The organism is Pseudomonas sp. GL93, assembly GCF_003408955.1.
GTDB lineage: Bacteria > Pseudomonadota > Gammaproteobacteria > Pseudomonadales > Pseudomonadaceae > Aquipseudomonas > Aquipseudomonas paracarnis.
This window is the reverse complement of the sequence record NZ_NKRF01000011.1, coordinates 43,127-62,218: the sequence shown is the minus strand read 5'-3', so window position 1 is coordinate 62,218 and position 19,092 is coordinate 43,127. Positions and strand designations below refer to the sequence as shown.

Here is a 19,092-nt window from a genome sequence, read left to right as displayed (position 1 = left end):
TAAAATCTCGAACGCCGAGTTACGTTCAAGCAGTACGGAGCGCCCTGCACAGGCCCTGGGCAACCGTTGACGGTTTTCGACATCAAGGATGAGATGGCTATGAGTCTGACCCCAAGTATTGGCGGCACCTGCGGCCCGCATTTCTATGCCGAAATGGGCGAGTTGATTTCAAACAGCGGCGACGAACATTTCGCCGCCACGATGTTGCAGTTGGTGGGCAAGTGGGTACCGATTCACCTGGTAGACCTCAGCGAATGGACCCTGGATGAACTGCGCGACCGCGTGCTGGACATCAAGTTACTGGGCAGCGCCGGGGTGAAAAAGGATTTGACGGTGCCCCAGACCTTGCATGCGCTGAACGACCACCCGCTGTTGCGGCAGATGCTGCACATGCAAGACCCGCTGCTGATCCAGATGAACGCCAAGGCCAACAGCGCGCACCCGCGCGGCACCTCGCACCAGTGCAACCTGGTATCGCGCCAGGGCAATCGACGCTGTGTGATTTCGTTCTACCGCCCGCCGACCCAGCAGGGGTTTTCCCTGGCTGAGTTGTCGTTTCTCAAGTGCCTGTCGGATACGCTGTTGCCGTTGATGGAGCGGCATGCCCAGAGCCTGCGTCAGGCGCCACACGCCGAGACTGAGCCGGCCCATACCCTGCTGGAACAATCGCAGTTGCAGCGTGAGTTCTACAAACGCTTGTCTTTGAGCGACATCACCCTTTCGGCGCGGGAACAGGAAGTGTGCCTCGGTCTGCTGACCGGCGGCACCGTGCCGCAAATCGCGGAGAAACTCAGTGTCAAAAACAGCTCGATCGAAACCTACCTCAAGCGCGCCGCCGCCAAGCTGGGCGTGAGCGGCCGGCATGGCCTGGCCAAATGGATGGTGGGCGCCTGATGAACACACGAGCACTGTGCACCGTCGGCATGGCCTGGATGCTCGGCGGTTGCTCGCTGATCCCCGAGTACCAGCGGCCAGCCGCGCCGACGCTTGCGCAGTACCCCCAAGGCGGTGTCTACCGCCTGGCGCAGGCCGGCACCCAGGCGCAAAACCCGGACTGGCAGCAGCTGTTCCACGACCCGGCGCTGCAACAGCTGATTAATGATGCGCTGGTCAACAACCGCGACCTGCGGGTGGCGGCCCTGAATGTGCAGGCGTTCCAGGCGCAGTACCGAATCCAGCGCGCGGATCTGTTCCCGGCAATCTCTGCCACAGGCGCCGGCAAGCGCCAGAAGTTGCCAGGGAGCGTGACCGGCACCGGCAAATCGGCGATCACCTCCAACTATTCCGCCACCTTGGGCCTGAGTGCCTATGAGCTGGATCTATTCGGCCGCGTGCGCAGCCTCAGCGAACAGGCGCTGCTCACTTACCTGGGCAGCGAACAAGCGCGGCGCAGCACGCAATTGAGCCTGGTGGCCAACGTCGCCAATGCCTACCTGACCTGGCGGGCCGATCAGGAACTGCTGGCCCTGGCCGAGCAAACCCTGGTCGCCAACGACCACAGCTGGCAATTGACCCGCCGCAGTAAAAGCGCAGGCAAAGCCTCGGCGCTGGACGTGGTGCAAGCACGCACAGCGGTAGAAAGTACCCGCGCCAGCGTGGCCCGCTATGAACGCCAAGTGGCCCAGGACCTCAACAACCTCACACTGTTGGTGGGTGGCCCGGTGGATGAACACCTGCCTGCGCGCCCATTGGCCGACGATCTGGTCGCCCGCGTGCCCGCCGGCTTGCCCTCCGACCTGCTGCAACGCCGCCCGGATATCCTCCAGGCCGAATACCAGTTGCAGGCGGCCAACGCCAATATCGGTGCGGCCCGTGCCGCGTTCTTTCCTTCCGTGACCCTGACAGCAAACGCGGGCAGCACCAGCAAGGAGCTGTCGGGGCTGTTCAAGGGCGGCTCGGGCAGCTGGACGTTCCAGCCGCAGATCAACCTGCCGATCTTCAACGCCGGCAGCCTGCGCGCCAGCCTGGATTACGCCAGGCTGCAAAAAGACATCACGGTGGCCCAATACGAAAAATCCATCCAGACCGCCTTCCAGGAAGTCGCTGACGGCCTCGCGGCGCGCCAGACCTTCAACGACCAACTGGAGGCGCAACGGGATTTCGTCGAGGCCAACCAGACTTATTACAACCTGGCCCAACACCGCTACCGCAGCGGCGTGGACAGCAACCTGACGTTCCTCGATGCCCAGCGTTCGCTGTTCAGCGCGCAACAGGCGCTGATTGTGGACCGGCTGGCGCAGTTGGTCGCCGAGGTGAACCTGTATACGGCGTTAGGTGGCGCGTGGAGTGAGTGGCCGAGCCTGGCGGCTGCGCGTTAGAGTAACTTGAGCCCAACCGCGGCATGACGGTGTGCATCGCGGCTTTCCAGTGGCTGTTTGTGCCCGTAACTGTCCAAGAAGCCGCCCACCACGGCCATCGAATGAAACCCGCTGTTGACCGTACCGATAGCGCCGTTCAGGAAGTCCTGAAGGGTTGCGGGCGCAACGAAGTCTTTCAAGCCCAGGCGACGCAAGGCCTCTCCCGGATACTCGCCATCATTGAGGCTGCGTATGGCGGCGGCAAAACTCTTATTAGCCTCCCCGTCGTTATTTTCGAGGTAAGCGCGTTTGGCACTGACGGCATATAGAAAGTGCGCATTGACCAGAACATCGTTGGGCCGGTCGGTGCCGAAGTTGGCGCCGGCCTTGGCCTGCTTCAGTTCGTCATGGGTGATGTGCAGCTTGAACCCATCGCGCGTGACAATACGATAGCCGGTGTCGGTGACCGCGATGGATTTGTAAATACCGTAAGGGTTATGGCCGAATCTCATCATTGCGGCCTTAATGGCGGATATCGTCACGCAATTACCTTCGGTTAATTGGTAAAAGTCTTTGAAAATATCAGTGGGCTTGATGCCCGTATTCGCAGGCGTACCTTTCAAGAATTCGTCACGATTGACGTTGCGGTTAGCGGTGACACTCGCAGGCAAAGGTACTGAATCAACCTCGGGTTTCAACCGAGCGGATAACGTCGCCAACAGACGCTCCAACTCGCCTACCAGGCTACTGAGTTGTTTGGCTTCGCTGGCTGGCGCAGGCGGATTGGAAGACGACAAAACCACTGGAGAAGTTACGGCATCGCTCGTTCTGGCATGACCAAAAGCAGCAGCGTTCACGGAAGACACTAACATGTTGAATAACCTCCTGACACTTACCGAATACTTTAAATTACCCGCGAAGGGTGACCACCTTCAATGACGGTGAAACCGGCCTGTTGTATAACTGACCCTCCATCACGCCTTCAATAATCACGCCGTTCTTGTTACTCCCGCCCTTGTCCAAGGGCACGCCGACCTGAGCGCCCAATGCACTGGCCTCGATAACCTGCATATGTTCTTTAAGCCCCAGATAGGACAGCGCCGTGTCACCGTCGATGCCGCCTCCGGCCCCCACCAGTACGCCCGGATAACTAGCCTCGGCATGGTACGCGCTGTCTTTTTCATAATGGCTGAAGAAACGGTCCGCGGCCCTCTCGCGCGCCAGCTCAATGTGCTGGCGCTTGCTCATTACGCCAAACAGAAATTGCGCATCCTTGACCATGCCTTCATCGCCGCCACTGAACTTTGCCGCCCTGGCCGCCAGTTCAAGTTCTTCAACGGTGATTGTCAGCTTGAAGCCGTCTCGCATCGTCACGTCATAGTGGTCACCATGTTTGACGACATGCTTGAAAGTCCCGATAGGGCTTTGCCCGAATGTAGCCATGGCAACCTTGATCGCGGCCACGTGCTCCTCTCGGCCCAAGGTGCCCAGGTAAGGAAATCTCTCATACGTGGCACGCAATCCATTGCGCAGGTCGTCAGGCTTTTGCCCTTTAGGTTTTTCAGACATAAACGTAGTGATTGGCTCATAGTTTTTATCTGAAAACATCTCAGTGAGTTCGGTATCAAACGCGCTACGGGTCTTGGCCAGGTTCGACCGATTCATGAAGGGCGCCAATTGTTCTTTCCATACACTTTTAACGGTTGGCACGGTGTCAGGTGCAGGCTCCGTATTCATCAGTGGCCTGTGCGGCGAACTCACAACAGGAGTTGGGTAAGCCGCAACGGGTGGCTGGGGTTTCGGCGCCTCATTCTCCCTGCTCATCCATGTTTTAAGTGCCACGACTAATGTACCCAACAACTTCAATAGCTCCCCCAGCTCTGCGTCACGGTTTGAGTTAACGCTTGGGCCAATCGGATAATGTGCCGGTAATTGACCAAAGTGTTTGGGTCGATCTGTAACGGGTTGATCAAGGGTTTTATCAGGCTGTGTAAACGTTGAGTGCGCAGGTGAGTAAGCAGGCTGAGTGTGCGTGAGCATTGTAGGAAGTCTCATGTAATCGAAGGAGGACAAGCGAAAACTATCAGGCGCTACTTGCTCACCGCCGCTGCCGAAAGCCTGCACTGAACAAGTACTCATGCGTGGCTAGGCGGTCGGAAAAGTTCCTGCCAGACAGGTAACAACATCCTTCTCGTTCAACGGACCACTATCAGAAAATTCCTCAGCATTGCGCTTTTTTTCCGAACAATCCTCAGCGTATCGCCGACTGACGCACCCGATATTCCCCCGGCGTCATCTGCGCGTGCCGCAAGAAAAACCGGCTGAAATACGCTGGGTCCTTGAACCCCAGTTGGTAGCAGATTTCATTCGCGGAACTGCCGGTAAACAACAGCAGGCGCTTGGCCTCCTGCATCAGCCGTTCAAGGATCAGGCGCTTGGAGGGCAGGTCGGCGATGCGCCGGCACACTTCATTGAGCCGCGCCTGGGTCACGCCAATACCTTGGGCATAACGCGCCAACGGCCAATGTTCCAGATAGTGGGCTTCGATCAGTTCGTTGAAGCGATGGAAGATACGCAGGTCTTCATGGGCTGTCGGACGTGCGGGCTGGGCGTGGGCGCACAGGCGCAGCAGGCGGATCATGATCAGCCGCGTCAGGCTGTCGAGGGCGGCGGCGCGCCCTGCCCGTTCGGCGTTGATCTCAGTGCACAGCGCCTCGAAGAGTTGCTCCAGACCCTCGGCGTCGCCATTCAAGGCGACACATGCGGCACCGGAAGCAAGGCTGGGGTCGGCGTCGATCAAGCTCCACACCAGCTGCTGGCGCACCGTCAGCACATGCCCGTCGGCATCGGCCTCGGTGACAAAAGCGTGGGCCACCGTGGGCGGCGTGAGAAAAAACATCGGCCCCGATTCAACGTACTGGCGGTCATCCAGATACACCCGCACCGCGCCACTCTTGACGTAATGCACCTGGAAAAACCGGTCATGGCGATGCACCGCCATATTGCGCCCGAAAAAACCCGCCAGGTTGCCGAGCTTGTCGTAATGCACCTCGGCGTCGCTGTAGCGCTGGTCGTAGACCTGCCCTATGTTGATGTTGGGAATCGGCTTCACGGGGCTCTCTTCTTGTTGTTGTGAGGCCAGCGCAGTGTGCCACGCTTGACGGTAGTTAACATATTAATTATAACGTTAACAACTTAACGAACGGCCTGTGCAGCCGTCGTCACCGCCAGGAGAAACGCATGAGCCGTACCCTGCATGATGTTGCCAGCGGCACCCTGTTCGGCGTTGCGCTGAACTACCAGGGCCTGCTGGACCAGCATCTCGCCGCCTTCCAGCAGGCGCCCTACCAGCAGCCGCCGACCAAGCCGGTGCTGTTTATCAAAACCCCCAACACGCGCAATGGGCACGACGGCGTGGTGCTACACCCGCACGGCGAGCGCCTGCAACCGGGCCCGGCGCTGGGCGTGGTGATCGGTCAGCGCGCCAGCCGTGTCAGCCTGGAGAACGCCATGGCGCATGTGGCCGGGTATGTGGTGGTGAATGAATTCAGCCTGCCGGAAGACAGCTACTACCGCCCTGCCGTCAAAGCCAAATGCCGCGATGGGTTTTGCGCCCTGGGCCCACAGCTGGTGGCGCGGGATCAAGTGGCCAACCCCAATCAGTTGAGCCTCAAGCTGTTCGTCAATGGCGAGCTGCGCCAGGAAAGCTCAACCGCCCATTGGGTACGGGACATCCCGCAATTGATCGCCGAGATCAGCGAGTTCATGACCCTGTACCCCGGCGACGTGCTGATCACCGGCACTCCGGAAGGCCGCGTGGATGTGCAGCCAGGCGACCAGGTTGAGGTCGATATCACCGGCATTGGCCGCCTGAGCAACACCATTGCAGCGGAGACATCGGCATGAAACGCGCACGTATCCACTTTGAAGGTGCAACCCACAACGTATTGGTGCAAGCCGACTGCAGCGTGCGCCTGGAGGATGGGCGGTTGCTGGCCGAAGACCAAGTGCAATGGTTGCCACCCGCCACCGGCAACATGTTCGCCCTGGGTTTGAACTACGCCGACCACGCCGCCGAACTGGCCTTTACGCCGCCGACCGAACCGCTGGCATTCATCAAATCGGTGGGCACCTACACCGGCCACCGCCAAGTCACCTGGCGCCCGGACAACGTCGCCTACATGCACTACGAGTGCGAGCTGGTGGCGGTGATCGGCAAGACCGCGCGCAACGTCAAGCGCGTCGACGCCCTGGAGTACCTGGCCGGTTACACGGTGTGCAACGACTACGCGATCCGCGACTACCTGGAAAACTCCTACCGCCCCAACCTGCGCGTGAAAAACCGCGACGCCACCACCCCGGTCGGCCCGTGGATCGTCGACGTGGCCGATGTGCCCGACCCAGGCAACCTGAAATTGCGTACCTGGATCAACGGCGAACTGCGCCAGGAAGGCAGCACGAAAGACATGATTTTCGATATCCCCTACCTCATCGAATACCTGTCCAGCTTCATGACCCTGCAACCGGGCGACATGATCGCCACCGGCACGCCCGAGGGCCTGGCCGATGTGGTGCCGGGGGATGAAGTGGTGGTGGAAGTCGAAGGCGTGGGCCGCCTGGTCAACCGTATTGTCAGTGAAACGGAGTTTTTCTCCGCGCGCAAAGAGGCTTGAGCACCATGATCAAACACTGGATCAACGGCCGTGAGGTCGAAAGCAAAGACACCTTTATCAACTACAACCCGGCCACCGGCGAGGCTATCGGCGAGGTGGCCAGCGGCGGCGCCGAAGAAGTCGCGCAAGCCGTAGCAGCAGCCAAGGAGGCGTTCCCCAAGTGGGCCAATACGCCGGCCAAGGAGCGCGCGCGCTTGATGCGCAAGCTGGGCGAGTTGATCGAACAGAACGTGCCACGCCTGGCCGAACTGGAAACTCTGGACACCGGCCTGCCGATCCACCAGACCAAAAACGTGTTGATCCCGCGTGCCTCGCACAACTTCGATTTCTTCGCTGAAGTCTGTACCCGCATGGACGGCCACACCTACCCGGTGGACGACCAGATGCTCAACTACACCCTCTACCAGCCGGTAGGCGTGTGCGGGCTGGTGTCGCCGTGGAACGTGCCGTTCATGACCGCCACCTGGAAGACCGCGCCGTGCCTTGCACTGGGCAATACGGCGGTGTTGAAGATGTCGGAACTGTCGCCGCTGACCGCCAATGAACTGGGGCGCCTGGCGGTGGAGGCCGGGATTCCCAATGGCGTGCTCAATGTGATCCAGGGCTACGGCGCCACCGCCGGCGATGCACTGGTACGGCACCCGGATGTACGGGCGATTTCCTTTACCGGCGGCACCGCCACCGGCAAGAAAATCATGCAGAGCGCCGGCCTGAAAAAGTATTCCATGGAACTGGGCGGCAAGTCGCCGGTGCTGATTTTTGAAGACGCCGACCTGGAACGCGCCCTCGACGCCGCGTTGTTCACGATCTTTTCCCTCAACGGCGAGCGCTGCACCGCCGGCAGCCGCATCTTCATCCAGGAAAGCGTCTACCCGCAATTTGTCGCCGAGTTCGCGGCGCGCGCCAAGCGCTTGATCGTCGGCGACCCCCAGGACCCGAACACCCAGGTCGGCTCGATGATCACCCAGGCCCATTACGACAAGGTCACCGGCTATATCAAGATCGGTCTGGAGGAAGGCGCCACGCTGCTGGCTGGCGGCCTGGAACGTCCGGCCAACCTGCCGGCGCACCTGCGCCGCGGCCAGTTTATTCAGCCAACGGTGTTTGCCGACGTGAACAACCGGATGCGCATCGCCCAGGAAGAAATCTTCGGCCCGGTGGTGTGCCTGATTCCGTTCAAGGATGAAGCCGAGGCACTGCAACTGGCCAACGACACCGAATACGGGCTGGCCTCCTACATCTGGACCCAGGACATCGGCAAGGCCCACCGCCTGGCGCGCGGTATCGAAGCGGGCATGGTATTTATCAACAGCCAGAATGTACGGGATTTGCGCCAGCCGTTTGGCGGGGTCAAAGGCTCGGGCACCGGCCGTGAAGGCGGCCAGTACAGCTTTGAAGTGTTTGCCGAGATCAAGAACGTGTGTATTTCCATGGGCAGTCATCACATTCCGCGCTGGGGCGTGTAGCCCAGGATCAAACAAGCCTCCTGTGGGAGCCGGGCTTGCCCGCGATGCAGACACCGCGGTCCTTCAGCCGTACCGAGTCGATGCCATCGCAGGCAAGCCAGCTCCCACAGGGACCTCACAGGCCATACAAGAATAATTATTCAGGAGAGTCATCATGGGCGAAGTGGTTCTGGCAGCCAAGATCTGCCACGTACCGTCGATGTACCTGTCGGAACTGCCCGGCAAGCATCACGGCTGTCGCGAAGCGGCCATTGCCGGACACAAGGAAATCGGCCGGCGTGCCCGCGAACTGGGGGCCGACACCGCGGTGGTGTTCGACGTGCACTGGCTGGTCAACAGCGGCTACCACGTCAACTGCGGCGAACAGTTCCAGGGCACCTACACCAGCAACGAACTGCCGCACTTCATCAAGAACATGGACTACGCCTACCCCGGTTGCCCCGAGCTGGGCGAGCTGATCGCCGCCGAAGCCAACCTGGCTGGCGTGCGCAGCATGGCCCACAACATCCCGAGCCTGGAGCTGGAATACGGCACCCTGGTGCCCATGCGCTACATGCATATGGGCGTGCCCGACGCACACAAATTCAAGGTCATTTCCATCGCTGCCTGGTGCGCCTGGCATCGCCTGGAAGACAGCTTTGCCTTCGGCGCCGCTGTGCGCCGGGCGATCGAAAAGAGCGACCGCAAGGTGCTGGTGCTGGCGTCCGGCTCGCTGTCCCATCGGTTCTCGGACGACCGTGAGGCTGAGGCGAATATTCACAACTGGACCCGCGAATTCGACAAGCAGGTGGACCTGCATGTCGTGGAAATGTGGAAGCAAGGTCGCTTCAAAGAGTTCTGCGCCATGCTGCCCGACTACGCCGAACACTGTTTTGGCGAAGGCAAGATGCACGACACCGCCATGCTCCTGGGCCTGCTGGGTGGGCCGGACTATGCCAAGCCGGCCGAGATCATCACGCCGCCGTTCGGCAGTTCGGGCACCGGCCAGATCAACGCGATTTTCCCGCTTTAACCCTGGGAGAGCCCCATGCCGCACTTTATCGCTGAGTACACCGACAACCTCGAACAGCAGGCCGACTTGCCCGGCCTGTTTGAAAAAGTCCACCGCGTGCTGGGCGACAGCGGTGTGTTTCCGCTGGGCGGCATTCGCAGTCGCGGCGTACGCCTGGACACCTGGCGCATGGCCGACGGCAAGCATGACTATGCCTTTGTGCACATGACCCTCAAAGTCGGCCATGGCCGCGACCTGGCCACGCGCGAGGCCGTCGCCCAAGCGGTGTTCGCGGTGATCATCGCGCACTTCGCCGAGCTGCAGGCACAGCGCTTGCTCGCGTTGTCGTTCGAGATGATCGAGCTGCACCCGCAGCTCAACTTCAAGCAGAACAATGTGCACGCGTTCCTGAACAACCCGGCGAACTGAAACGGCCCGCCTCCCTGTAGGAGCGAGCTGGCTCGCGAAAAACCTTCAGGCACGGCGGATCCAACAGCGCTGCGTTTTCGTTAACGTTTTTCGCGAGCAAGCTCGCTCCTACAACAAAAAGAACACCACCATGAGCACAGCCCATTCCACTGCAAGCCTGCAGCTTGCCGAGCACGACCGCACCCATCGTTTGGTGACCTGGCGCCTGATGCCCTTGTTGCTGGTGTGTTACCTGTTCGCCCATCTGGACCGCATCAACATCGGCTTTGCCAAGATGCAGATGAGCAGCGACCTGCACTTCAGCGACACCGTGTATGGCTTCGGCGCCGGCCTGTTCTTCATTGCCTACGCACTGTTCGGCGTGCCCAGCAACATCGCCCTGGACCGCGTCGGGCCACGGCGCTGGATCGCCGGCCTGATGGTGGTATGGGGTCTGCTCTCTACCGGCATGCTGTGGGTGGAGAGCGCGCGCGGGTTCTACGTGCTGCGCTTTCTACTGGGGGTGGCCGAGGCCGGGTTTTTCCCGGGGATCCTGGTATTCCTCAACCGTTGGTACCCGGCACGCCGTCGCGCCCAGGTCACCGCATTGTTTGCCATTGCGGTGCCCATGGCCGGGGTGCTGGGCGGGCCGATTTCCGGGGCGATCCTGGAAAACTTCCACGACGTCGGCAGCCTGCGCGGCTGGCAGTGGATGTTTCTGATCGAAGGCGCGCCCGTGGTTTTGCTGGGGCTGGTGGTGCTCAAGTGGCTGCCGGACAGCTTCGAGTCGGTGCACTGGCTGACTGCCGAGCAAAAACAGCAACTGCGCACCCAACTGAGCAACGAGGAACAGCGCAAGACCATCACCTCGTTCGGCGGCATCCTGCGTGACCCGCAGGTGTGGCTGCTGGTGGCTGTGTACTTTGCGGTGATGCTGGCGGTCAACACCCTGGCGTTCTGGATGCCCACCCTGATCCACGGCGCCGGCATCGGCCGTGACAGTCAGGTCGGCTTGCTCAGCGCCGTGCCGTACTTGGCCGGTTGCTTCTTCATGCTCGGCTGCGGGCGCTCGTCCGACCGCCACCGCGAGCGCCGCTGGCACCTGTGCGTGCCGTTGCTGATGGCCGCGCTCGGTATCGCCGTGGCGGGCCTGGCGCCCGGCAATGCGCTGCTGGTGATGAGCGGGCTGGTGGTCGCCGGCATGGGCGCCAGTGCCGCCCTGCCGATGTTCTGGCAACTGCCACCGGCGTTTCTCTCCCACACCACCCAGGCGGCGGGCATCGCCATGATCAGCTCGTTCGGCAGCATCGCGGCGTTCCTCGCGCCCTACCTGATCGGCTGGATGCGCGACGCCACCCAGAGCGCCAGCCTGGCCCTGTACGTACTCGCGCTGTTTATCGCCCTCGGTGGCTTGCTGGTGCTGCGCACCCAGGCCGCCATCGTCAACCCACACTAGAGACCGTTGCCATGCTCGACTCCCAGCAAATCCTCGCGGCCGCCGCCCACCTGGACCGCGCCGAACGCAGCCGCGAACAGGTGCGCCAGTTTTCCCTCGATTACCCCGGCATGACGATCGAGGACGCCTACGCCATCCAGCGTGAATGGGTCGCGCAAAAGATCAAGGACGGGCGCACGCTCAAGGGCCACAAGATCGGCCTGACGTCACGGGCCATGCAGGTGTCGTCGAATATCACCGAACCCGATTACGGCGCCCTGCTCGACGACATGTTTTTCGACGAAGGCAGCGACATTCCCTTCGAACGTTTCATCGTGCCACGGGTGGAGGTGGAACTGGCTTTCATCCTCGGCAAGCCGCTCAAAGGGCCCAACTGCACGGTGTTCGATGTGCTCGACGCCACCGAATGGGTGATCCCGGCGCTGGAAATCATCGACGCCCGCATCCAGCAGGTCGACCCGCACACCAACGCCACGCGCAAGGTGTTCGACACCATCTCCGACAACGCCGCCAACGCCGGTGTGGTGCTCGGCGGCCGCGCCGTGCGCCCCACCGAGATCGACCTGCGCAAAGTGCCGGCGGTGTTGTATCGCAATGGCGTGATCGAAGAGTCCGGGGTGTCGGCGGCGGTGCTCAACCACCCGGCCAAGGGCGTGGCGTGGCTGGCTAACAAGCTGGCGCCCTATGACGTCACCCTGCTGCCCGGCCAGGTGATTCTCGGCGGCTCGTTTACCCGCCCCGTGGCAGCCCGCCCCGGCGATACCTTCCACGTCGACTACGACCTGCTCGGCTCGATTGCCTGCCGCTTCGTCTGAATCCAGGAGTGCTTTCATGGACATGCCTGTCAACCGCTTCAAGCAACGCCTGCACAACCGCGAGGTACAGATTGGCCTGTGGCTCGGCCTTGCCAACGCCTACTGCGCGGAACTGGCCGCCAACGCCGGTTTCGACTGGCTGTTGATCGACGGCGAACATGCGCCCAACCAACTGGGGGACATGCTCGCGCAGTTACAGGCCATTGCGCCCTACCCCAGCCAGGCGTTGATTCGCCCGGTGATCGGCGATACGGCCCTGATCAAGCAACTGCTGGATATCGGCGCGCAGACGCTGCTGGTGCCCATGGTCGAAAACGCTGCCCAGGCCCAAGAACTAGTGCGCGCCCTGCGCTACCCACCCCAGGGTATTCGCGGGGTCGGCAGCGCCCTGGCCCGTGCCTCGCGCTGGAACAGTATCGATAATTACCTCGACCAGGCCGACGCGCAGATGTGCCTGCTGGTGCAGATTGAGAATGCCGAGGGCCTGGCCAATCTGGACGCCATCGCCGCCGTCGAAGGCGTGGACGGTGTGTTTATCGGCCCGGCAGATTTAAGCGCGTCCATGGGCCATCGGGGTAATCCTGGGCATCCTGAAGTGCAGGCGGCGATTGAGGATGCCATCGTGCGTATCGTCAAGGCGGGTAAGGCCGCAGGGATTCTCAGTGCAGATGAAAATCTCGCACGACGCTATATCGAGTTGGGGGCGACGTTCGTGGCGGTGGGGGTCGACACCACGGTGTTGATGAGGGGGCTGCAAAGCCTGGCCGGGAAGTTCAAAGACGTGCCTCTGGCTGCCAGTACCGGTGGTGTCTACTGAGATCCAATGTGGGAGCTGGCTTGCCTGCGATAGCGGTGCATCAGCGACAAATAAGCCAGCTGACCCGGCGCTATCGCAGGCAAGCCAGCTCCCACAGTTGACCGGTGGTGGTTCAGTCACTAGGTCAGCGCTTGATGTTCTTCAAGTCATCCAGCAACCCTAACAGCATCTGGAATTTCTCTTCGCCAAACTGATCCTGCAAGCGCTGGTAGTTGGCCTCCATGCACTGGCTCATCGACTCGAAACTCGCCTTGCCCTTGTCTGCCAGGGTAATCAGCACCCGGCGCTGGTCCTGTTCGGCCTTGCGCCGGTGCACCATGCCGGCCGCTTCCATGCGCACCAGCACGCCGGTCATGCTCGGCTTGAGGATGCAGGCCAGTTCCGCCAGTTGGTAGATCTCCAACTCACCATGCTGTTCAAGGATGCGGATGATGCGCCATTGCTGTTCGGTCAGGCCGTGTTCATTCAGGGAAGGACGGAAAAAACTCATCGCGGCCTCACGTGCTTGCAGCAAGGCCAGGGTCAGGGATTGTCGAGGTGTGGACATAGGGCTCAGGGTCACGAAGTATTTAGTTAATAGTTTAACGAAACTCTAACATTCCCGGCCGCGGAGCGCGCTATAACTTGTAGGTGCCCTCGCCCGTGGCGCGCTGAATCAAAAACCCGGGCACGCAGGATCAAGACTTCCAGCCCGCCAGGGGCCCTAATGGAGGCATCCGCTTTAGCGCCTTCCTTCACTTTTTCAGGCTGCGCCATGATCAACATCGAAACCCCCACGTACTACACCGCCACCAAGAAATACAACCTCAGCTTCCCCACCCTGGAACAGGATATCGACGCAGACGTCGTGGTCATCGGCGGCGGCTTTTCCGGGATCAACACCGCCCTTGAGCTGGCGGAAAAAGGCATCACCAACATTGTGGTGCTTGAAGCGCGCTACCTGGGCTTTGGCGGCACGGGCCGCAACGGTGGGCAGATCATGGCAGGCATCGGCCATGACCTGGAGAAGATCAAGAAGGACGTGGGCGAAGACGGCCTGCGCCAAGTGTTCGAGATCAGCGACCTGGGCGCCGACATCATCAAGAACCGCATCGCCAAGTACAACATCGATGCAGACTTTTGCCACGGCTACGGCTACATGGGCTTCAACGCCCGCCAGGAAAAAACCCTGCGCGCCTGGGAGAAAGACTTCAAGTCGATCAACAGCCAGCACGAAATCCGCTTTCTCGGCGGCTCCGATGTGCAGCAGATCATCGGCTCCACCGCCTACACCAGCGCCCTGTTGCACATGGGTGGCGGGCATGTGCATTCGCTGAACCTGCTGCTGGGCGAAGCCACCGCACTGGCCAGCCATGGCGTGAAGATCTTCGAGAACAGCCCGGCGCTGGAAGTCAGCTACGGCGAGCGCATCACTGTGCGCACCGGTCGCGGCTCGGTACGCGCCAGCAAGTTGCTGTGGGCCTGTGACAGCTTTCTCAACAAGCTGGAGCCAGAACTGCACCGCTCGACCATCAACACCTACGCGTTCCAGATGATGACCGAGCCGTTGTCCGAGGAGCTGATCCAGCGCATCAGCCCGATCCGTGGGGCCTACAGCGACATCCGCCCGGTGATCGACTACTACCGCGTCACCAATGAGAACCGCCTGCTGTTCGGCGCCGCCACGCCTTTGGTGGAGCACATTCCCGGCGACCTCAAAGCCTGGAACCGCCACCTGATGCTGAAGATTTTCCCCTACCTCAAGGACGTGAAAATCGACCTGGCCTGGGGCGGCCCGATGGCGTGCAGCCCGAACCTGTTCCCGCAGGTGGGCACCTTGCCGGGGCGCAGCAATGCGTTTTTCGTACAGGGCTATTCCGGCTTCGGCGTCACCCCCAGCCACATCATCTGCAAGGTGTTGGCCGAAGGCATGAGCGAAGGCTCGGCGCGCTATGACCTGGTCAGCTCGATTCATCGCCCCACCATCATTGGCAAGGACGCGATTCGCCCGCTGCTGCTGACGGCGGGCAAATCCTGGCACCAACTTTCCGGCTACTGGAACGGTCGCCGCTAACCCCCTGTAGGAGCGGGCTTGCCCGCGAAAAGCGTCGACGATAACGCGGGCATTCAGGTGAATCGCGCTGCCAATACGTTCTTCGCGAGCAAGCTCGCTCCTACAAAAAATAATGCTGTATTAATCAGGAGCATCTGCCATGACCCTTACCACTATCAAACACAACGTCCAGCTGTCGGAACTCGACGCCTGGGGCACCGTGGCCGACCTCGGCTCGCAAATCCTCGAAGGCGAAGTACGCGCCTTCGGCAAGATGACCTTAGGCGCGCCCACCGATGCGGTCAGCAGTGCGTACTTCGGCACCACCCAGGGCAAGTTCCGCATGGTTTACCCGTTCGCCGAACAGGCCACGATAGTCACCGGCGAAGTGGTGCTGACCGACGAGTCCACCGGCCAATCCACACGCTACAAAGCCGGTGACAGCTGGTTCGTGACCAAGGGCACGCCCGTGCTGTGGGAAGTGGTCAGCGAGAGTTTCGTCAAACACTACTTCGCCGTCGTGTAAGGGAGGCGTTGCCATGTCGAATTCATCTGACTGGATCACCGTAGGCGCCCTGGCCGACGGTTTTGCACCCGAGGCGTTCATCCTGCCGAACCTGGCCGACCTGGCCGGCCAGACCTTCACCCTGCACTTTGCCAATGGCTGGCAGATCGAACACCGCTTCGAACAGGAACGCCTGGCCTGGCATGCCGCCGATGGCCACTCCAGCGGCAGCGCGGCCTACCGCGCCAGCTCGATTCGCCCGGGCCTGTACCTGGTGGACTTTATCAAGCACGAGGCCGGGCAAAGCTGGTCGATCAGCCTGGTGCTGGACACGCCAAATGCCTCCTTTACCGCGGTGATTGGCCGTATGCCGGAACCGGCAGAGACCCACGAAGGCCTCTACCACCGCGCCCTGGCCGGCAAACCGCTGACCTCTGTACAGGTTGACTTCCTCCACGGCAGCCTCGACCGGCCGTGGCAGGACGGCCACTGCCTGCACGCCCCCACCGACGAGTTGGTCGGCCTGCGCAACCACTATCGCTACAGCCCCAGCGAGGTCTACGAGCACATCTACCTCAACCCGCGGTTCTACGCCTGGCAATGCCTTGAGGGCGTGGAGAAAGGCCTGTGCGACACCGACCGCTGCCATTACTACAAGATCGCAGAACAGCTGTACCTGTTCGTCTGGCAGGAGAAGATCGTGCCGACCCTCGGCCTGGTGCTGATCGACCTGCAACAGCACCGCAGCGACGGCAAGATCTTCGGCTATGCCGGGGCGTCCTTCGACGCGTTGTCGAACTTCCCGATCAGTTCCTATTGCCAGGTGCTCAACCGCACGGAGTACCCCCGTGACTGAGCCGCGCACGGTGGTGATCACCGGGGCCGGCACCGGCATCGGCGCTGCCTGCGCACGCTTGTACGCACAGGAAGGCTCGCATCTGGTGCTGATCGGTCGGCGTCGTGAGCCACTGGAACAGGTGGCGCTGGACACCGGCGGGCTGATCCTGGTGGGCGATGCCGCCTGCCCGGACACCTGGGACGGCTTTATCCAGCAAATCCGCAGCCACTGCGGGCGCCTCGATGTGCTGCTGGCCTGCGCCGGTGGCCACGGCCTGGGCAGCGCGACCCAGACCAGCCCGGCCACCTGGGAAGGTGCGCTGCGCAGCAACCTCGACAGTGCGTTCTACAGCGCCCGCGCCTGCCTGCCACTGTTGCAGGAAAGCGCCGGGAACATGGTGCTGATTGGCTCCATCGCCTCATTGGCGGCAGGCCCCGAGGTGTGTGGCTACACCACCGCCAAGCATGCGTTGCTCGGGCTCAACCGCTCGCTGGCCCGCGATTATGGGCCCCATGGCGTGCGGGTGAACGCGGTGTGCCCAGGCTGGGTGCACACGCCGATGGCCGATGCGGAAATGCAGCCATTGATGGCGGCGTATGGCGACACATTGGCGCAAGCGTACGCGCGCGTGTGTGCCGATGTACCGCTGCGGCGCGCCGCCCGTGCCGACGAGATCGCCAAGGTGTGCCGCTTCCTGGCCAGCGACGACGCCTCGATCATTACCGGCGCCACGTTGGTGGCGGACGGTGGGGCCAGCATCGTCGACGTGCCGACGCTGGCGTTCACGCGCCTGGAGCCTGCCCATGCCCCATGACCTGGATTTCAGCGGCCAAGTCGTGCTGGTCACCGGCGGTGCCCAAGGCATTGGCCTGGGCATCGTCCAGGCCTTTGCCCAACGCGGTGCGCGAGTGGTGATTGCCGACCGTCTGCTTGAACAGGCTGAAGCCCTGGCTGCCGGGTTACGCACGCAAGGGCATCAGGTTGACGCCGTTGGCGTTGACCTGGCGGATGCCGAAGCGGTGTTCGCTTGCGTCCAAGGCTTGGCGCAACTGGATGTGCTAGTGCACAACGCCGGGTACTTTCCGCTGACCGCCTTTGCCGACATCACCCCAACGATCCTGGAGCGCACCCTGGCGGTGAACCTGTCGGCGCTGTTCTGGCTGACCCAGGCGGCGTTGCCGAGGTTTCGCGAGCAAGGCCGGGGCTGCGTGCTGGTGACGTCTTCGGTCACCGGCAACCGGGTCGGTTATCCGGGGCTGAGCCACTATGCGGCGTCCAAGGCCGGGGTGAATGGGTTTATCCGCAACGCAGCGCTGGAGCTGGCGCCGTTGAATGTGCGGGTCAACGGCGTGGAGCCGGGCATGATCGCCACGCCGGCGATGGATAACCTGGGCGATGCGGCCGTGAATGACAGCATCGCCCGCCGTGTACCGCTGGGGCGCCTGGGCGCGGCGGCGGATATTGCCGGGGCGATGGTGTTTCTGGCCTCTGACCTGGCGGGCTATATCACCGGGCAGACGCTGGTGGTGGATGGTGGGTCTACCCTGCCCGAAACCTGAAACCCGAACTAACTGTGGGGGCTTGCCCCAATGCCCTGTAGGAGCGAGCTTGCTCGCGAAAAACGTCAACGATAACGCGTGCTTCCTGAATGAACGCGGCGCCTGTGGGTCTTTCGCGAGCAAGCTCGCTCCTACAAAATGCCTTGCCTGCCCCACATTGGCTCTCATGCAGCTTGAAGAAGCTGTTTATGCCTGCACCGCCTGCAACCGGCTCGAACGAAAATCCTTGGGTGATACCTCGAACTGCTTCTTGAACGAGCGGCTGAAATGCGCCGAGTCGGTAAAGCCCCATTTGTACGCAATCGAGGTGATCGACTCACTGCGCAGGAACGGGTTGGTCAAGTCATCCGCACTGCGCTTGAGCCGTGCGCGCTGGATATAGCGGCAGACGCTGTCGTCCTGTTCTTCAAACAAACGGTACAGGTGTCGCACCGAAATATTCAGGCGGTTGGCCAGGCCAATCGGGCTCAGGCCCGGCTGGCTCAGCGACTCATCGATGACTTTTTGCACATAGCTGCGCAGGTTATTGCCCTGCAACGAGGCCACGCCTTCACGGCACTCGCCGCCCTGCTCCAACGCCGAACCCAGCAGCGAGACAAAGGCCGCTTGCAGTGCTTCCACTTGCGTGGCGTCTTCGTCGGTATCGTCCTTGCACAGTTGGTCCATCAGCACATGCAGCATGCGCCCGCAGGCTTTGGTCGAGGAGATCTTGCCGAAGGCCCGTGCCTGGCCGCCCAGGTGCTTGCACACCGCAGTGCGCGACAGGGACAGCGAGGCGTGTTCGATCAGGCCGAAGGGGGTGATTTCGATTGAGCCCACCGAGTCCATCAACAGCATTTCGCCGGGAGCCAGTTGTACGGTCTGGTCGTTTTGGGTGATCTGGGAATAGCCGCTGCGCTGGCTGACCAGGAAACATTCCTGGTCGTTGTCATGGTCAGCTTGGTGCGTCGGGCGTTTGATTAGCCCGGCGTTGGTGCGCAGGATGGCCAGGCCACGCGACAGGTTGTGGATCTCGCCGATAAACAGCGAACGGTTAAAGGCCAGTTCGGTATCGAAGTGGCCGCACGCGGCGCGCAGTTCGCGGTTCCAGCTGTCGAGCCCGTCGGGTGCATGCTGTGGGATGCTCATGGGGTGTCTCCGCAGTGGCGTTATTCTTGTTGTTCTGGTGCAATAGTTAACATGTTATCTATATGCACGCAACAACAACCTGTTTGCCCTTTGCAGAAGCACTAATG

Annotated in this window: 20 protein-coding genes; 15 read left to right on the top strand and 5 right to left on the bottom strand. The window is 61.5% G+C overall.

The features are described from left to right. Window positions 1-99 precede the first annotated feature (99 nt). Both CER19_RS03120 and CER19_RS03115 read left to right on the top strand, forming a co-directional pair. Complete coding sequence (locus tag CER19_RS03120; RefSeq protein WP_116665360.1) at window positions 100-894, top strand: helix-turn-helix transcriptional regulator; 795 nt, start codon at window positions 100-102, stop codon at window positions 892-894. Beyond that, window positions 894-2,318 carry an efflux transporter outer membrane subunit gene (locus CER19_RS03115; RefSeq protein WP_116665373.1) on the top strand — a complete coding sequence of 475 codons (1,425 nt, stop codon included), beginning with the start codon at window positions 894-896 and terminating at the stop codon, window positions 2,316-2,318. The genes CER19_RS03120 and CER19_RS03115 overlap by 1 nt, the downstream gene beginning before the upstream one ends. Here the strand turns inward: CER19_RS03115 and CER19_RS03110 are convergent. The 3 genes from CER19_RS03110 to hpaA form a co-directional block, all read right to left on the bottom strand. Next, a complete protein-coding gene (locus CER19_RS03110; RefSeq protein ID WP_256660369.1) occupies window positions 2,315-3,169 on the bottom strand; it encodes a hypothetical protein in 855 nt (284 codons plus the stop codon). The genes CER19_RS03115 and CER19_RS03110 overlap by 4 nt on opposite strands. Before the next feature lie 37 nt (window positions 3,170-3,206). Further along, the gene (locus tag CER19_RS03105) at window positions 3,207-4,034 is read right to left on the bottom strand and encodes a type III secretion protein (protein ID WP_256660368.1); all 828 of its coding nucleotides are present in this window, start codon (window positions 4,032-4,034) and stop codon (window positions 3,207-3,209) included. A 514-nt stretch (window positions 4,035-4,548) separates the two neighbouring features. After that, window positions 4,549-5,409: a 4-hydroxyphenylacetate catabolism regulatory protein HpaA gene (gene hpaA, locus CER19_RS03100; protein ID WP_116665359.1), complete on the bottom strand. Its 861-nt coding sequence runs from the start codon at window positions 5,407-5,409 to the stop codon at window positions 4,549-4,551. A gap of 128 nt (window positions 5,410-5,537) precedes the next feature. Between hpaA and CER19_RS03095 the strand changes: the two genes are divergently transcribed. The 8 genes from CER19_RS03095 to hpaI all read left to right on the top strand — a co-directional run bounded on the left by CER19_RS03095 (window position 5,538) and on the right by hpaI (window position 12,923). Next, the gene (locus CER19_RS03095; protein WP_116665358.1) at window positions 5,538-6,203 is read left to right on the top strand and encodes a fumarylacetoacetate hydrolase family protein; all 666 of its coding nucleotides are present in this window, start codon (window positions 5,538-5,540) and stop codon (window positions 6,201-6,203) included. Then, window positions 6,200-6,970 (top strand): fumarylacetoacetate hydrolase family protein, encoded by a 771-nt coding sequence (locus tag CER19_RS03090; protein WP_116665357.1) that lies wholly within the window; start codon window positions 6,200-6,202, stop codon window positions 6,968-6,970. Before CER19_RS03095 ends, CER19_RS03090 begins: the two co-directional genes overlap by 4 nt. 5 nt (window positions 6,971-6,975) lie before the next feature. Beyond that, entirely contained in the window at window positions 6,976-8,436 is a 1,461-nt protein-coding gene (hpaE, locus tag CER19_RS03085) for a 5-carboxymethyl-2-hydroxymuconate semialdehyde dehydrogenase (RefSeq protein ID WP_116665356.1), read from the top strand. A gap of 154 nt (window positions 8,437-8,590) precedes the next feature. After that, the gene (gene hpaD / locus CER19_RS03080) at window positions 8,591-9,448 is read left to right on the top strand and encodes a 3,4-dihydroxyphenylacetate 2,3-dioxygenase (protein WP_116665355.1); all 858 of its coding nucleotides are present in this window, start codon (window positions 8,591-8,593) and stop codon (window positions 9,446-9,448) included. A 15-nt stretch (window positions 9,449-9,463) separates the two neighbouring features. Then, window positions 9,464-9,856: a 5-carboxymethyl-2-hydroxymuconate Delta-isomerase gene (locus CER19_RS03075; RefSeq protein ID WP_116665354.1), complete on the top strand. Its 393-nt coding sequence runs from the start codon at window positions 9,464-9,466 to the stop codon at window positions 9,854-9,856. A 130-nt stretch (window positions 9,857-9,986) separates the two neighbouring features. Continuing rightward, window positions 9,987-11,291, top strand: a complete 1,305-nt coding sequence (locus tag CER19_RS03070) for an MFS transporter (protein WP_116665353.1) — start codon at window positions 9,987-9,989, stop codon at window positions 11,289-11,291. Between the two features lie 11 nt (window positions 11,292-11,302). Beyond that, window positions 11,303-12,106 carry a 2-oxo-hept-4-ene-1,7-dioate hydratase gene (gene hpaH, locus CER19_RS03065; RefSeq protein WP_116665352.1) on the top strand — a complete coding sequence of 268 codons (804 nt, stop codon included), beginning with the start codon at window positions 11,303-11,305 and terminating at the stop codon, window positions 12,104-12,106. Between the two features lie 16 nt (window positions 12,107-12,122). Further along, a complete protein-coding gene (hpaI, locus tag CER19_RS03060; RefSeq protein WP_116665351.1) occupies window positions 12,123-12,923 on the top strand; it encodes a 4-hydroxy-2-oxoheptanedioate aldolase in 801 nt (266 codons plus the stop codon). 124 nt (window positions 12,924-13,047) lie between these two features. Here hpaI and hpaR read toward each other — a convergent pair whose 3' ends face one another. Further along, a complete protein-coding gene (hpaR, locus tag CER19_RS03055) occupies window positions 13,048-13,470 on the bottom strand; it encodes a homoprotocatechuate degradation operon regulator HpaR (RefSeq protein ID WP_032896376.1) in 423 nt (140 codons plus the stop codon). A 207-nt stretch (window positions 13,471-13,677) separates the two neighbouring features. Here hpaR and CER19_RS03050 point away from each other — a divergent pair, with 207 nt between their 5' ends. The 5 genes from CER19_RS03050 (at window position 13,678) to CER19_RS03025 (ending at window position 17,857) form a co-directional block, all read left to right on the top strand. After that, window positions 13,678-14,976, top strand: coding sequence for an FAD-binding oxidoreductase (locus CER19_RS03050; protein ID WP_020301330.1), 1,299 nt, complete (start codon window positions 13,678-13,680; stop codon window positions 14,974-14,976). Window positions 14,977-15,115: 139 nt separating this feature from the next. Beyond that, window positions 15,116-15,481 carry a cupin domain-containing protein gene (locus CER19_RS03040; protein WP_116665350.1) on the top strand — a complete coding sequence of 122 codons (366 nt, stop codon included), beginning with the start codon at window positions 15,116-15,118 and terminating at the stop codon, window positions 15,479-15,481. A gap of 13 nt (window positions 15,482-15,494) precedes the next feature. Beyond that, window positions 15,495-16,316, top strand: coding sequence for a molybdenum cofactor biosynthesis F family protein (locus CER19_RS03035; RefSeq protein ID WP_116665349.1), 822 nt, complete (start codon window positions 15,495-15,497; stop codon window positions 16,314-16,316). Further along, window positions 16,309-17,112, top strand: coding sequence for an SDR family NAD(P)-dependent oxidoreductase (locus CER19_RS03030; RefSeq protein WP_116665348.1), 804 nt, complete (start codon window positions 16,309-16,311; stop codon window positions 17,110-17,112). Before CER19_RS03035 ends, CER19_RS03030 begins: the two co-directional genes overlap by 8 nt. Further along, window positions 17,102-17,857: an SDR family oxidoreductase gene (locus CER19_RS03025; protein WP_116665347.1), complete on the top strand. Its 756-nt coding sequence runs from the start codon at window positions 17,102-17,104 to the stop codon at window positions 17,855-17,857. Before CER19_RS03030 ends, CER19_RS03025 begins: the two co-directional genes overlap by 11 nt. 186 nt (window positions 17,858-18,043) lie before the next feature. Here CER19_RS03025 and feaR read toward each other — a convergent pair whose 3' ends face one another. Then, window positions 18,044-18,985 carry a transcriptional regulator FeaR gene (gene feaR, locus CER19_RS03020; protein ID WP_116665346.1) on the bottom strand — a complete coding sequence of 314 codons (942 nt, stop codon included), beginning with the start codon at window positions 18,983-18,985 and terminating at the stop codon, window positions 18,044-18,046. Window positions 18,986-19,092: the final 107 nt, after the last annotated feature.